This is a genomic window from Fluviicola taffensis DSM 16823 (assembly GCF_943372375.1).
Taxonomy (GTDB): Bacteria; Bacteroidota; Bacteroidia; order Flavobacteriales_D; family Crocinitomicaceae; genus Fluviicola; species Fluviicola taffensis_A.
This window is the reverse complement of record NZ_CALRYJ010000004.1, coordinates 249,104-262,526: the sequence shown is the minus strand read 5'-3', so window position 1 is coordinate 262,526 and position 13,423 is coordinate 249,104. Positions and strand designations below refer to the sequence as shown.

Below are 13,423 nucleotides of genomic sequence, written 5' to 3'. Positions count from 1 at the left end.
AATTAAAGTTGTGTTCCTTCCAAAAAGTAGAATGGATAAACCATACTACTTCTACTATTTGTTTGACGGATGGTGAAATCAATTTTAATCCACAAAATCCCTTCCATCTCATCCCGAATTTCCACGTCCACTGAATCTGTAATAATTCGTGGTTCTCCTTCACGGATCGCTTGCTCAATGATGTCAATAATCATGGTGCGTTCCGAAAGATCGATTTTCGAGAAAACCCATTTGTCAATCGGGCAACCGTAGTTATAGCGAAAAACACGTTCACCCGGAATGGTAGAGAATAGAATCCGTAAACTCTCCCAAATGTCTTCTTCATCGGAAACCAGGTGCACTCCGCGCTGATTGAATCGCACGGGAAATCCCCAACCGGTTCCTAAATAAGTCTTATCATCCATCTTATCCTCCAATTAGTACAGTTGGACATCCCAATACAATAGCACCACCATGAGCGCAGGTATCACCCATTCGGGCGGCAGGTTTTCCGCTGATCAGAACAGTGGCCGATCCCATCACGATACTATCAGGAGGACCAACGCATACACACATGTCACCCATCACTGCGGCAGGTAATCCACCGATCAAAACGGTCGGAGCTCCCGGTCCGGTAATTGGTCCGCCAACATGTGGTATCGGAGGAACTCCGGGTGTCACCATGGGGCAAGTATGCATGTCTGTTAATCGTGCGGCTAAACTCATATTCGTTTAATTTATCATTACAATTGCGCCTTTTACGGTAGTTTGTCCGGCAGCGGATAATTCTGCAGAGGCATTTCCTTTTGCTGTAAAGCTTGCATCGGCAGTCAGTTCTACATTCGTACCTTTTACTGCCACATTGACTCCTGCCTTAACATTGGCATTTGTTCCTGCATCTACTTTTACTTCTGTACCGGCTTTGATGGTAATCTCTTTGGCTGACTGGATCAATATTCCACTATCGGAAAGCACGATCTTGTTTCCATTTTGATCTGCCAGGGTGACAGACTTTTCTTTGTCACTCAGAACCATTTTATTTGCGCCGGGAGTGTTTACAGTTACCACTTTGTTTTCATCATCCATTTCGAACTTGATTCCATTTTTGGTCTGCATCAGTTGAATCGGATTCTTTGTATCTATTTCTAGGGGAGCAGCATTTGCCGAACTGTACATACTTCCCAAAATGATGGGGTAGGTAGGGTCGTTATTTAGAAATCCGAGCACCACTTCATCACCAATGTTCGGAATGAAAAATGCTCCGAAGCTTTTACTGCTCCAGAAATTACTCAGGCGCGCCCAAACCAGATTCTTGTCTGCGTTCAGGAGCGGAATCTCCACTTGAATGCGGTATTCCTTTGCCGGGTCACCATCAATTTTGCGAACCACTCCAATATGTAAACCTTCAATCCCCGGAAGAAGCCCTGATGCCGGAGGAGTAACCACATCCGGATTTTGTGTTGCCATTTCGGGGTCAATACCCATTCCTGCAGTAGTAATCCATTCACCATCTGCAATTTCGTGTTCAACAAACCCGATAAAGGCATCTCCATTAAATCGTTTTCCAAGACCATCCAATGTGATCAGACAGCCCGGAACTGCAAGTGAGCTTCCTTGAAATTTGATTTCTCCCCGAATGCGTGCCAAACCGGCTTTCAACGATTGGGCGTCTGCCCAGGTTTGGAGTTGTGAGGAATCACCGTAACTTTCCGTCTGTATATTCCAGCGATCACCGCCTACTGATTCAGATAAAGCGGAAGGAGTTTGATCTCCTTGTTCATTTAATGTCGGAGTTGCTGATGCGGCTTTAACTATTGCCTGAGAGGCGATGTCCCAGGCATAGGCATCCACTCCCATTGTTTGGTCGGAGGTTTGAAGTTCTCCTCTGAATGCAATCAAATCTTCACCATAGGTAACTTTCAAAACAGGAGAAGCTGAGACAAGTGGTTTGATGACCTTCACTGCTTTTCCATCCGAAAGAATAATGAGTCCGTTCGCATCTGCGCGCGAACAAATGAAATCCCAATCGGAACAGTAGTATTGGACCAGTTCCGGGTGAGTAACCGTTGTTGCATCTACAGTGGCTGAAATATCCGAATAAGTACCGAGAATCTCTTTGATGATGGCACTGTCCGTTTTTTGCTCATAGAAATTGTTCTTTCGGGAAAAGGTTGAGGGGAAAACAAAGTCGGCACATTCGATTTCCAAAGTAGCTGCTCCTTCTTCCGGAATATCTACATTGTGTGCGATGACAATTCCCTCAAAAACGATTTGCTCATTACTTTGATAACCTGCTTCCACACGAATATTTTTCCCCGGAGCAAATGTATCGTCGTCACTTTCGGGAATTTCTTTCATGGGCATGTTTCCTGCTTCAAAAACCAAGGTTGCGCGACCAATACGGTTCACTTCCTTATGAATCAGGATAGAAACCGGTTCGAATGAATCGTTGATTCTATTCCCTTCGCTATAAATGGAATAAGTTACAAGCCCTTCGCTATTTTTTTCTGGAGATACGCTCATCGTCTGGCTAATGGAGGAAATTGGATTTTTGTCCCGGGTTCAATTTTTCGAAATTCACTGAGATTGTTGTATGCTGCTATTTCATGACAAAAAGATGCGTCGCCGTAAATTTCATCGCAATAACGGGCAATACTATCCCCGGCACGGAAGGTGATCACTCGTGAAAGATCGGGAGAGTTCATTTGCGTGGTATCTTTGTCAAAATGACCTGCAAAAGAGAAGGAAACCTTGACCCTTAGCGGAGCTCCTTCCGGTGAAAACAAGCTGTAATCGTAACTGATACTTTCAACTCGTCCGCGAAAGATGAATGTCCCCCATATTACTTTGGTATAGCTTGGTTCATGACTTTCGGAATTAATGCGGTAAATGGCTTTTTCCAATTGATTGATCCGGTCTTTGATTTTCCCCGTTTTACTAGGGATAATTCCGGTATCGTCCATCAAAACATCAAAAGAAAGGCTGTCAAGTGCCTGGGATTTGAATTTTTTCAAATTCGCTATGCCATGAGCTTCCCCATTCTCGGAATAGTTCAGTTTTTTTCCAAGTTTCAAGGTTGCAGGATTCACTTGTGTTGTAAATTCTCCACTCTTTTTTGCCTCGGAATAACTTTCTGTTTCGTATCCCGCTATTTTCAACTTGACCAATTCACCCATTACCGCTCTCCTTTTCTAATTCGTTGTTTACGTAATGTTTCGTGTACTTCTCTCAAAATGTCTTTTTTGAGTTTGGCCACCTTTAAATCAAGATCACCCGTTGAGGTCGATTTTCGCTCAATGGTAGTTCGGATACTGATTTCTTTAATAATTATCGACATGCTATTTAAGATCGTTTCAAGGTCGTGTATGCGAATTCTATCGTTTCAATTAAAATGGTGTTGGATTGCGAATCAAGACCTGCAATGTCCCATTTTACAGGATATGCTTTTGAGCAAGTCCAGGTGTAAATAGGTTTTCCATCTTGTCCCAACAAATTCACGATGATGTCTCGCGGAACGATGGGTTGTGAAAAATCACCTTCCAGTATTTTCTTGATCCAAACCACATCATTGCGGTTAATCGGATTCAAGGCCCTTTTCAGACTCAGATTACCATGCTTCAATTGTTTGGGAAGGAGGTACGTAAATTCATTCATACCTCCTTCTTTAACACTTTCTGTTTCTATTTCAGCTGATAATCCGGTGACTTCTTTGAACGCAAATTCTTCATTTCCAATTTTCACCTGGAAATAAAAAGCAACGGGAAGTTCCCAAGTTTGACCGGCCATGTTTTCGTATTATTAACTGTTAGCAATACTTAATCCTTCGTGAGCGATCTCCAATGTTTCAACCGCTACTTCATTGCCGTCGGATTTCATATCCGTTCCGCTGATTTTTGTCGGCCAGGCATTGTTGAGCGTCCAAACCATCGTTGGTTTTCCTGCCTCGTCCAATAAACTGATCACCACCGTCTGACGTTCAATCGTATTCATCTTGATCTTGTTGAACCAATCCCAGAATCCGTTGTCTTTCACGAAAACACCTTTTTTCAAGGTCACATTTCCTGTTTTCTTGATTCCGGGCATCTTAATCGTTGAAAACTCCTTACTGTTTCCATGTCTGTACTCTATAATCTGAGCTTCAATGTCTAATCCGGACACTTCCTGGAAAGGAACTTCCTTATCGCCTAATTTTACCTGGAAGTAAAACTTCGGTAGAGGCCATACATTGTCTTGCTTTTCTCCTGCCATGATTTCTTATATTTTAATTTAAATTTTTTAAAAGTTCAAAGTGTTTCCGCCGCGGCGGATTTATTTAGCTTTTTTGCATTTGTTGTTGGAATGTGATCTCAATGAACTCAGCCGGTCTTGAAATTGCAACCAGAATGGTGATACGCATGATACCTTCCAAAATGTCTTCCGGAGTCATGGTGTCTCCCAATCCGATGTGAACACTGTAGGCATCATCCGCAGTGGATCCTGCCAATCCACCTCTTTTCCAGATACCGTTCAGGAAATTGTAGATCATACTTTTTACCGTTACCCAGGTATTTGCTGTATTTGGTTCGAAGACGTATGCTTTTGCTGCATTTTTAATGGATTCCTCCAACATGATCATGGTTCTGCGAACATTGATGTACCTCCAATCCAATGAGTTTCCGTCCAGGGTGCGTGCTCCCCAAACTTTCACACCTTCACCTACGAAATAGCGGATTGCGTTCACTGCTTTACCGTTCATAGGAACGTTCAAATCTTCCTGATTCTTGAATGAGATACTTACTGTCGGGCTGATAACATTGTTAACCCCAACATTAGCTGGCGCTTTCCAAACTTCTTTGGTAGCATCCACCATTGTATAGATTCCAGCCATAGCTGTTGAAGGAGGTAACATGTTTACGATTAGCAACATTTCGCGCATTAATTCACTGTAAGCGGAAGAATGGCGAGCCAAGACCTTGTGTGTCGTTTCAATATCCAAAACAGCCAATTCCTCCGGCTTTTTACCCACATTTGCTATGAAATCCGTTAATTTACCGTCTTTGTCAGCCTCCGTAAGGATAGGAACGATTTTGTCAACCTCCGTGAAATTCAGGAAAGTGATATCCGTATCCGGAACAATGGAAGTGTTCAACCAAGGATAATAGACTGTTCCATAATCCAGGAATTCCGTACCGATTTTCTCACGGAAGTCATTTACTTTGGTATCATCATCCATGAAACCATTGAAAACATCGAATATAGCTACCCGGTTTTTCATGTCTCCACCGGCATGTGTCAATGCAGCTACCTGAGCATTTGAACAGGAGTCAACCGTTTCCAGATAAACCGCTTCCGGAATCAAAACCATCGTTGGCTCTTCCTCTTTCAAAAGTGCAGCGATTCCATTTGTCAATTTTTCTTCTGACAAATCATTGGTGTATTTTTCATCTACAGAGACAATGTAACAGGTAGCCCCGCCATTAGCAAAGAAAAAACGCATCTGGTAGTAGAAGTTGTACTTATCGTCTCGTTGTACAGAGTACTTCTTTCCGTTTAATTCAAGAAAAGAGATTCCTAATTTAGGATCTTCTTCATCGCCTTCTTTTGCTTCGGTTACGGTAAACTTTGGAGTCGGAGCTCCACCGAAATATTGTCTGAATTCTGCCAGGGAATTAACCTTCCATGGCTTATTCAACAAAGATTTGTTTCCGTCCTTGGCAAACTCCGTATACCCGATAAATGCGGGTACGGCAGTAGCAGCTTCAACAACGGAATTTGGAAACGCGTTCTTCTCAACGACGTATACTCCTGGTGTTTTCATTGTACTCATATTGGATTTATTGTATTGATTTATAAATAGATGTAGCTTGTTATAGTATCCTTCGGACTGAAAGGTGAAAGCGATTGGACCAGTGGGAAATCAGGAAGTCTGCTCAGTAAGTTTTCTCCGCTGTTTCGAAGTTCCCACAAATGGAATTGATAGGCACTCTGTTGTTTCAAGGGCAATGTCTCCGAAGAAACAAAGCGGAATACTGTTTTCTCCGTTCCCGGAAGGGGCAGTTCTTCCCGTTTATCAAACAGTACTTTCCCACGGTGCTCGCGTACTTCCAAGGGTTCCATGGGGTAGGACTGATTCGGGAATACCAGGAATTCAATGTGTTTTAAAGCACTGTTCAGTTGAATTTCAATTGTTTCGGGATCGGTTGCACCAATTCGTTTATCAGTAACAGGAATCATCAATAATTTCCAGATTCCGGATTTATTATAGTCTGAAAGTGACCAGGATTTATCGTCAACCGTAGATTGGTCTGTGTAATAGTAAAAATCCGCTTGTTTCGTTTTGAGTTGAAAACACAAATTGATTTCCGTATCTAACTTGATTTCATCTTCCGCTACCAGGATCCAGGTACATGAATTTTGCTGTTTCAGTAGAATCCCCGCCTTTTGAAGCAATCTGTTTGTAATGGAATCCGGTTCCAGAATCAAGCCGCATTGTTGCGTATCGAAATAGGCATGCTTGATGACAAGCTTAAGCCAGATACGATATGCCCCTTGCCGATTCATTTCAATTGCGTATTACTTTCCGGTTTGGAAATAATGTGAGAAAGATCGATGATCTCTCCGGCGTCTACTTCCAGCAATCGGATCTTGCAAACCACAGACGGATAATAGTTTTCCCCCGAAATACTCCAAAGGTTGGATAGTTCATGTAAGCTCAGATTCACAACCTCCAGGGAAAAAGACAGGTTTTCATTTGCCGACCGGATCATGTTGTTCTTTTGGATGAACGCAATGACAGCTGAAAATAAGCGGAGTGATTCTTCGTATTGTTTTTCCTGGAAAATGACGGAGATCAATAGGTTCAAACTGACTTGCCAGGATGGAGCACTTTGTGCCGAAGTGGAATCTGAAATGGTCCTCCTTTGAAAGCTGATTCCTCCCGCTGTTTCACGTTCCAATCCTACGAGTGTTATCCCAACCCGGTTCGGGAAGGCTTTCGCTGAATCCTTGATCGGTGAAATGAAGACAATATCCTCCGTCAACCTGAAGCGGATCTTCAAGTAGTCGTTCAATTGTACGGAAAGCAGTTGTATTGCCTCGAAAATCATAACTCGGTGAATGGTGAAAAATAATATAGCTTACAAGGATAAGTTCAGATGGCGAAATTTTATTTCGCCATATATCTTTTCTTGATTTTAAACAGGACGTCTCCAAGAATGATCCGTTGGTCCGGTTTCAAATGGCTTGCAGCGATTTTGCAGACATTCTCAAGCAGATCCACTTCCGTGAGATTCAATTGCTGATAACCGAATTGATAATCCGAATCCTTGTAGTAATAGGCCTTTCTCTTGGTGCAATATTCAATCGGGGCGAGTAATCCGAGAAAGGTATCGTTCTTCATCGAATTCAAATCCAGCTGAATAGTCCGCTGGGAAACCTCATATCCGAGATTCCGTTTGCAGGTTTCAGTAATGGTGGAGGTTTTTACATAGGGATTTTTCTGAAGCAACTCATCGATGAGTGCATAGCGGGCAATGGCAAATTTGTTTTGAGGCATGTTGTGTGTATAGTGTCATTCCGATCAATCCCAAAAGGATGATACACCAAGTTTAAACTCGTTACGCAAGAGATTGTGAAAAATGGTATAATGGTTTTGACCATTGGAATTAGTGAACAGTGAGCGATAAAGGTAATAATTGTTTGAAACCGACAAGGGGTTCCCCGAAAAATAAATGAAATTTCAACAGAAAGTTTAAAATATGAAATTAGCAATGATTGAATTATCAAGGTAGTTTGTAGGTAGAAACTGCTTGATAATTGATAATTCGACCATTCATAATTGCACCTTACCCGAAAAGGTCTCCCGTTTGTCCGATCAGTTTTGGCGGGGTGAGCGATAGACCACAGTGCTTGTTCAATTCCCTGATCAGATAATCCGTCAATTGTGGTGTATAGAGTTCATCCGGCTGATGCATATAGAAATGAATTTCTCTAATGTCCTTTTGTAGCCAGGATTTCATTCGCTTTACCCAGTCGTCAATTCGTTCATAATCAGAAGTGTGAAGCCCATTTCCAACAAACCGGATAAATGTAACCGGAGAAGTGACTTCCATGTGCGTACAATCTCTCCTTCCGGAAACATCCGTGATAACAGCTCCAATGGATAATTCATGGAGAACCTGGAACAATTCGGTTCGGATTTCAGGATTTCCAAACCAATCCGGATGACGGACTTCCAGGGTTACGGGAAAGTCTTTAGGTAATTTTTGAAGGTAATTGAAAAGTGCCTCTCTTCGTTGCGGACCGAATCGCTCACTTAGTTGAAGAAATGATGGACCCAAGTGTGCACCGAAGTTGAAAATGGAGCCCAGGAAACGGTCGGTTTCTGCAAATGCTTTCGTACCGGAAAGGTCGCTGTAATGACTGATGGATTGAGGAAATTTCGGACAGAACTTGAAATCTGTTCCTGCAGCTTTATCCGTCCATTTCTGAATGGTCGCCGCGGGATAGATCTGGTAATGGGTTGTATTGAGTTCAATTCCGTTGAAGTTTTTGATGTAATGATCCAGGAATTCGGATTCTTTCGTTTTGGCGGGGTAAATGAGTCCGACCCACTCTTTTCTTCCCCATTTTGCTCCACCGAGAAACAGTTTCGGTTGCTCAATCGCAGGTTTCAATTGTTGAGTATACAAACCATCATTTGGTAGACGAAAGTTTACCTTATCCAGTAAAGCGCGATCTATTTTCCCGAATTCCATAAACGAAATTACTTAAAAATGTGTTTCGTACCGATTGATTGAAGAAGAGGTGGTTTTGAACAACTTGAAAATGGAATTCACGGATAGAATAGAGGAATGCAATGTGAACAGAATGTTAAGTTTTAAATCTGTTCAAAAGTTCTTGTTCAGGGCACTGATAAAAAGTCGTAACTTTCCGGTGTATTCTAAAAACAGCAGATTGAAATTTACCTATAATTAGCTGAAAATAAAAATGTTGTGTTATGGCTATACCTGTTAGACTTGTCAAGGATTTGATAGAATTCTCTGACATCATTCCGGATCTGCAAGGAATCGGATTGAAAGTTTTTTCTTACGGTAAAATCAAGAATATTTACTGGTTGGGAGAAGACATTATCAAGAGCGTGGAGATCGTTCAATACAGAAACCTGGAATCTTATTTTAGCGAAGGAACAGGTGATCCTGTTTCCAGATTGTTCGGTCGGACAAACTTACCCGCTGAAATCAAATTTTTTATAAATCAAGAAGAGGAATACCCGGCTTTGTTTGTGAAGTAGTTCAAATTTAGCTGATTCTGCTATTGCCTAATTTCTATTGGCTACTGCCTGATTAGTTTGAACATTTTGAACACTGACTCAATGTCTGTTGTATTCGCTATTTGTATAGTTATCATCACCCGTTTCCCAGCTGCCCTGGTTTCCCATATATTTCTTGTTCGGTTCGTAAGTCCCGCCCTTCATGTCTTTCATCATTTTATTGGCTCTCCGTTGGTTTCCTCTGGCAGTTAGCCAATTGACCAAAATGATAATCACAACAGCAAGAATCACAAACCCGCCAATACAAAGCCATACAATGGTATCTTCACTCATAATGCATTGAAAAACAATTCGGAACGAAATATATTGAAATTATTGATTTTGAGGAACTATTTCATCCCGTCTTTGATTTAAAATGCAAAAAAGATATAAAAATATACCAAATGGTATTTAATTAAAAAAATCAATTACATTTGCTTTGGATTTGAATCAACATTCATGACAAAAGCAGAACGTACGCGACAATTCATCATAGAAACAACGGCTCCCATTTTCAATAGCAAGGGATACGAGGGAACTTCTATTTCGGATATCACGGCTGCAACGAAGCTTACAAAAGGAAGTATTTACGGAAACTTCAAAGACAAGAATGAATTGGCAGCGGCAGCTTTTGATTACAACCTGGAAAAAATCAGGAATGGGATCGTGAGCCGTTCTCTTGGATTGAAGGATCCCACAGAACAGTTATTGGTTTATGTGGATTTCTATGCGGATGTTTTTGAAAAAGTGGTGTTCGCTGGTGGCTGTCCCATTTTGAATACAGCAACTGATTGTGATGATAGTAATCCCATGTTATACCAAAGAGTTCGTTCTGCATTAGTCGAATGGCACCGACATGTGGAAAGTGTGGTTGAATATGGTGTGAAGAAGTCATTTTTTACTTCAGAGACCAATCCGGGAGAATTTGCTGACAATTTCCTGTCTTTGATTGAAGGAGGAGTTTTGCTTTCCAAGACACTGAACAATAAAAGGCATCTAATGTCGAACTTGAACCTGATCCGGAAAATGATTTCGGAAATAAGGAATTGAAATTTTTTTACCTAAAAATATACCGATTGGTATATTGTGATAATATAAAAAACAAAATGGAAAACAACGCATACATCTTAGCAGCTAAAAGAACCGGAACCGGAGGTTTCATGGGGTCTTTGGCATCATTCTCCGCGCCTCAGTTGGCAGCGGAAGTCATCAAAAATGCACTCAGTTCAGCCGGAATCAAACCAGGTGATGTGAATGAGGTGATTTTGGGAAATGTACTTTCTGCAAATGTAGGTCAGGCTCCGGCCAGGCAAGCCGCCCGTGCTGCCGGAATTCCGGATGAAGTCGATGCGACAACGATCAATAAGATCTGTTCTTCTGGGATCAAATCGGTTTCCTATGCCGTTCAATCGGTTCTTTTAGGAGAAAGCGATGTAGTTGTTGCTGGTGGAATGGAAAGCATGTCGAATGCACCTTATTACATCGAAAATCATCGCGAGGGACACAAAACAGGGAATCAGCAGTTTATTGATGGAATGCTCAAGGATGGGCTATGGGATCCATACCACGATTTCCATATGGGAAGTGCTGCTGAATTGGCCAATACGAAGTATGGGATTTCCAGGGAAGAACAGGATGAATACACCTTGAAGTCTTTTTCAAAAGCGAAAAATGCTCGCCTATCAGGAAGTTTTAAGGATGAGATCACCCCGGTTACAGTGAAAACGAAAAGGGGCGAATTCGTTTACGATACGGATGAAGATATCGAGAAACTGAATCCGGAAAAAGTCAGCCAGTTGAAACCGATTTTTGAATCCGACGGCTCAATTACTGCTGCCAATGCTTCCAATTTGAATGATGGTGCTGCAATCCTGATTATCGTTTCGGAAAAGTTTCTGAAAGAACACCACTTGAAACCTTTGGCCAAAATCGTCGCTTTTTCAGATGCAGCCCAAGCTCCCGAATGGTTCACCACTTCGCCGTCAATTGCGATGGAGAAAACCCTTCAAAAAGCCGGTGTCGGAGTGGATGAGATCGATTACTTCGAACTAAACGAAGCGTATTCCAATGTTCCGATCATCAACTCACGTTTAGCTGGCATAGATCTGGAAAAAGTGAATGTGAAAGGCGGTGCTGTCGCAATCGGACATCCTTTGGGAGCTTCAGGTGCACGTATCTTAGTCACGCTCACACATACCTTGCAACAACAAAACGCCAAATACGGAATGGCAGCTATCTGTAACGGCGGCGGCGGCGCTACGGCGATGCTGATTGAGAACGTACAATAAATTCAAAATTCAAAAGGCAAAATTCAAAAGTGAGGGTATTCAACTTTGAACCTTTTTATTGAACCCTTTTAACCTAAGAAGTATGGAATTAACAAAGCAACGTGAACGTGTCTATTCTTGGGGAAACCCCTTGGAAGGAGTAGAATTATCTAAAGGCCTTTCAGGCTTGGAATATTTATTGGCAATCAAAAGAGGGGAGGCTCCGGCTTCTCCTTTGATTAATACACTTGATTTTTCATTGGGTGAATTGGAAGAAGGAAAAGCGAGTTTTTATTTTGAGCCGCAGGAATTTCATTACAATCCCAATGGAAGTGTGCACGGTGGAGTGATCACAGCTATCCTGGACTCAGCAATGGGCTGCACACTTCACTCCTTGTTACCAAAAGGAACGGTTTATACGACTTTGGAACTGAAGGTCAATTTTTTGAAAATGGTGCATGCTAAATCAGGAGTTTTGACCGCAACAGGAAAAATGATCCATTTGGGAAATTCGACAGCTTTGGTGGAAGCCGAGTTAACCGATTCACAAGGCAAAAAATATGCGTATGGAGTTTCGACTTGTATGCTTTTAAGTAATAGTTGAAAATGTTCAAAAGTTCAAAAGTTCAAAAGTTCAAATGTTCGAATTGAACACTTTAACTTTTTGAACCTTTTGATTGAATTCTTAAACTAACACCTGTAGTTTCGGCAAGGTTGAAATTGCTCTTGATAATTACGTTCATAATTGATAATTTGAAAAGCTGTATATTTGAAAAACATAATTCTACGCCATGAATGGGTTATTGACTTTACAGGAATTTTATGCAAGTATTTTGAACAAGGGAACGATGGAACAGTTTTCCCACTTGTCTAAAATGAGTCACTTCAATGTCTTTAAGCGAGGACAAATCCAGTGTGCCCGTATCACGGAGCTGCACCGGACTGATTTTAACAAGATTTCACTGGTAGTAGGAGACGGGATCATTCATTTCGAAGATTCGAAAGTCCCGATTTCCGGAAAAACACTTGTTTTTTATCATCGAAATGTTCCGCATGTCTGGGAGCCGATTTCCGAAGACCAGCAAGGATCTTTCTGCTTGTTCAATAGTCATTTTATTGAAAACTACTTGTTGGATACGCTTTTCAGGGATACCCCATTGATGAATATGGCAATGAATCCGGTATATCCGTTAACGGATGAACAAGCGAAGATTTTTGAGTTCATCTTTGAGCAGATTCACGATGAGGTGGAAGGGGATTATGTCAAAAAATACGAAGTGATCGTTCATTATTTACACCTCTTACTCCATCATACAAACAAACTGTGTTTCCAAAATATCCATGAAGATAAAAAGCCCGCTGCATCCGTTGTGTTAACTGCTTTATTCATGGAAATGCTCGAAAGACAATTCCCGATCGACTCTTCGGATCAATCCCTGGCGTTGAAAAAGCCAAGTGATTTTGCGGAGAAACTGGAGATTCATGTGAATCATCTGAATCGCTCCATTAAAGACGTTACGGGACGAAGTACTACAGAAATCATTTCCTCACGACTTGCCAATGAAGCCAAGGCTTTACTGCGACATACGGATAGTTCCGTTGCTGAGATTGCTTATACCTTAGGGTTTGAGCATCCATCCAATTTCAATAATTTCTTCAAGAAGCAAACACAACTGACTCCCAAATCGTTTCGGGAATCTGTGTAAGATGTAGATTATCAGCATCTTGTGTTATGCGGGCTTAGTTGTAAAATAAATTGGATAGTATAAGAGGAATAAGCGCTAACGGTAGGAGCGCAAAAAAATCGTGTCCCGATAGCTATCAGGATCGTGGCAATCGAGTAATTAGTTAAAAAAAGTGAATTGTTTGATTTACATAATTAATTGCA

The 13,423-nt window shown here is 41.6% G+C and carries 17 protein-coding genes; 5 read left to right on the top strand and 12 right to left on the bottom strand.

The genetic code is table 11. The features are described from left to right. Positions 1-2 precede the first annotated feature (2 nt). The 11 genes from AAG807_RS08455 to AAG807_RS08405 form a co-directional block, all read right to left on the bottom strand. Positions 3-404 (bottom strand): GPW/gp25 family protein, encoded by a 402-nt coding sequence (locus tag AAG807_RS08455; RefSeq protein ID WP_341902330.1) that lies wholly within the window; start codon positions 402-404, stop codon positions 3-5. 1 nt (position 405) lies between these two features. Next, on the bottom strand, positions 406-705 hold the full coding sequence (locus AAG807_RS08450; protein WP_341902328.1) for a PAAR domain-containing protein: 300 nt from the start codon (positions 703-705) through the stop codon (positions 406-408). A 6-nt stretch (positions 706-711) separates the two neighbouring features. Further along, positions 712-2,502, bottom strand: coding sequence for a type VI secretion system tip protein VgrG (vgrG, locus tag AAG807_RS08445; RefSeq protein ID WP_341902327.1), 1,791 nt, complete (start codon positions 2,500-2,502; stop codon positions 712-714). Continuing rightward, complete coding sequence (locus tag AAG807_RS08440) at positions 2,499-3,155, bottom strand: hypothetical protein (RefSeq protein ID WP_341902325.1); 657 nt, start codon at positions 3,153-3,155, stop codon at positions 2,499-2,501. Before AAG807_RS08440 ends, vgrG begins: the two co-directional genes overlap by 4 nt. Positions 3,156-3,321: 166 nt before the next feature. Next, positions 3,322-3,765: a phage tail protein gene (locus AAG807_RS08435; protein ID WP_341902324.1), complete on the bottom strand. Its 444-nt coding sequence runs from the start codon at positions 3,763-3,765 to the stop codon at positions 3,322-3,324. Positions 3,766-3,777: 12 nt separating this feature from the next. Further along, positions 3,778-4,227 carry a phage tail protein gene (locus tag AAG807_RS08430; RefSeq protein ID WP_341902322.1) on the bottom strand — a complete coding sequence of 150 codons (450 nt, stop codon included), beginning with the start codon at positions 4,225-4,227 and terminating at the stop codon, positions 3,778-3,780. Positions 4,228-4,291: 64 nt separating this feature from the next. Next, positions 4,292-5,785 (bottom strand): phage tail sheath C-terminal domain-containing protein, encoded by a 1,494-nt coding sequence (locus tag AAG807_RS08425; protein WP_341902321.1) that lies wholly within the window; start codon positions 5,783-5,785, stop codon positions 4,292-4,294. Between the two features lie 20 nt (positions 5,786-5,805). Then, entirely contained in the window at positions 5,806-6,519 is a 714-nt protein-coding gene (locus AAG807_RS08420; RefSeq protein ID WP_341902320.1) for a hypothetical protein, read from the bottom strand. Further along, positions 6,516-7,064: a DUF4255 domain-containing protein gene (locus tag AAG807_RS08415; protein ID WP_341902319.1), complete on the bottom strand. Its 549-nt coding sequence runs from the start codon at positions 7,062-7,064 to the stop codon at positions 6,516-6,518. Before AAG807_RS08415 ends, AAG807_RS08420 begins: the two co-directional genes overlap by 4 nt. Positions 7,065-7,123: 59 nt before the next feature. Next, a complete protein-coding gene (locus AAG807_RS08410; protein ID WP_341902318.1) occupies positions 7,124-7,513 on the bottom strand; it encodes a hypothetical protein in 390 nt (129 codons plus the stop codon). Between the two features lie 289 nt (positions 7,514-7,802). Next, a complete protein-coding gene (locus AAG807_RS08405; protein ID WP_341902316.1) occupies positions 7,803-8,714 on the bottom strand; it encodes a DUF72 domain-containing protein in 912 nt (303 codons plus the stop codon). A 242-nt stretch (positions 8,715-8,956) separates the two neighbouring features. On the opposite strand from AAG807_RS08405, the gene AAG807_RS08400 reads away from it, so the two are divergent. Continuing rightward, a complete protein-coding gene (locus AAG807_RS08400; protein WP_341902315.1) occupies positions 8,957-9,250 on the top strand; it encodes a hypothetical protein in 294 nt (97 codons plus the stop codon). Positions 9,251-9,328: 78 nt separating this feature from the next. On the opposite strand, the gene AAG807_RS08395 is transcribed toward AAG807_RS08400, so the two are convergent. After that, entirely contained in the window at positions 9,329-9,562 is a 234-nt protein-coding gene (locus AAG807_RS08395; RefSeq protein WP_341902313.1) for a hypothetical protein, read from the bottom strand. 165 nt (positions 9,563-9,727) lie between these two features. Between AAG807_RS08395 and AAG807_RS08390 the strand changes: the two genes are divergently transcribed. The 4 genes from AAG807_RS08390 (at position 9,728) to AAG807_RS08375 (ending at position 13,241) form a co-directional block, all read left to right on the top strand. Then, on the top strand, positions 9,728-10,318 hold the full coding sequence (locus tag AAG807_RS08390; protein WP_341902311.1) for a TetR/AcrR family transcriptional regulator: 591 nt from the start codon (positions 9,728-9,730) through the stop codon (positions 10,316-10,318). Between the two features lie 56 nt (positions 10,319-10,374). After that, positions 10,375-11,556, top strand: coding sequence for an acetyl-CoA C-acyltransferase (locus AAG807_RS08385; protein ID WP_341902309.1), 1,182 nt, complete (start codon positions 10,375-10,377; stop codon positions 11,554-11,556). Between the two features lie 82 nt (positions 11,557-11,638). Beyond that, a complete protein-coding gene (locus AAG807_RS08380; protein WP_341902307.1) occupies positions 11,639-12,139 on the top strand; it encodes a PaaI family thioesterase in 501 nt (166 codons plus the stop codon). Between the two features lie 187 nt (positions 12,140-12,326). Continuing rightward, positions 12,327-13,241, top strand: coding sequence for a helix-turn-helix transcriptional regulator (locus AAG807_RS08375; protein WP_341902305.1), 915 nt, complete (start codon positions 12,327-12,329; stop codon positions 13,239-13,241). Positions 13,242-13,423 lie beyond the last annotated feature (182 nt).

Bases quoted from the DNA above. Each gene is read 5' to 3' on its own strand.
- AAG807_RS08385 (WP_341902309.1), top strand. From the start codon at position 10,375: ATGGAAAACAACGCATACATCTTAGCAGCTAAAAGAACCGGAACCGGA.
- AAG807_RS08455 (WP_341902330.1), bottom strand. From the start codon at position 404: ATGGATGATAAGACTTATTTAGGAACCGGTTGGGGATTTCCCGTGCGA.
- AAG807_RS08395 (WP_341902313.1), bottom strand. From the start codon at position 9,562: ATGAGTGAAGATACCATTGTATGGCTTTGTATTGGCGGGTTTGTGATT.
- AAG807_RS08410 (WP_341902318.1), bottom strand. From the start codon at position 7,513: ATGCCTCAAAACAAATTTGCCATTGCCCGCTATGCACTCATCGATGAG.
- AAG807_RS08420 (WP_341902320.1), bottom strand. From the start codon at position 6,519: ATGAATCGGCAAGGGGCATATCGTATCTGGCTTAAGCTTGTCATCAAG.
- AAG807_RS08450 (WP_341902328.1), bottom strand. From the start codon at position 705: ATGAGTTTAGCCGCACGATTAACAGACATGCATACTTGCCCCATGGTG.
- AAG807_RS08435 (WP_341902324.1), bottom strand. From the start codon at position 3,765: ATGGCCGGTCAAACTTGGGAACTTCCCGTTGCTTTTTATTTCCAGGTG.
- AAG807_RS08375 (WP_341902305.1), top strand. From the start codon at position 12,327: ATGAATGGGTTATTGACTTTACAGGAATTTTATGCAAGTATTTTGAAC.
- AAG807_RS08390 (WP_341902311.1), top strand. From the start codon at position 9,728: ATGACAAAAGCAGAACGTACGCGACAATTCATCATAGAAACAACGGCT.
- AAG807_RS08425 (WP_341902321.1), bottom strand. From the start codon at position 5,785: ATGAGTACAATGAAAACACCAGGAGTATACGTCGTTGAGAAGAACGCG.
- vgrG (WP_341902327.1), bottom strand. From the start codon at position 2,502: ATGAGCGTATCTCCAGAAAAAAATAGCGAAGGGCTTGTAACTTATTCC.
- AAG807_RS08415 (WP_341902319.1), bottom strand. From the start codon at position 7,064: ATGATTTTCGAGGCAATACAACTGCTTTCCGTACAATTGAACGACTAC.
- AAG807_RS08440 (WP_341902325.1), bottom strand. From the start codon at position 3,155: ATGGGTGAATTGGTCAAGTTGAAAATAGCGGGATACGAAACAGAAAGT.
- AAG807_RS08400 (WP_341902315.1), top strand. From the start codon at position 8,957: ATGGCTATACCTGTTAGACTTGTCAAGGATTTGATAGAATTCTCTGAC.
- AAG807_RS08380 (WP_341902307.1), top strand. From the start codon at position 11,639: ATGGAATTAACAAAGCAACGTGAACGTGTCTATTCTTGGGGAAACCCC.
- AAG807_RS08430 (WP_341902322.1), bottom strand. From the start codon at position 4,227: ATGGCAGGAGAAAAGCAAGACAATGTATGGCCTCTACCGAAGTTTTAC.
- AAG807_RS08405 (WP_341902316.1), bottom strand. From the start codon at position 8,714: ATGGAATTCGGGAAAATAGATCGCGCTTTACTGGATAAGGTAAACTTT.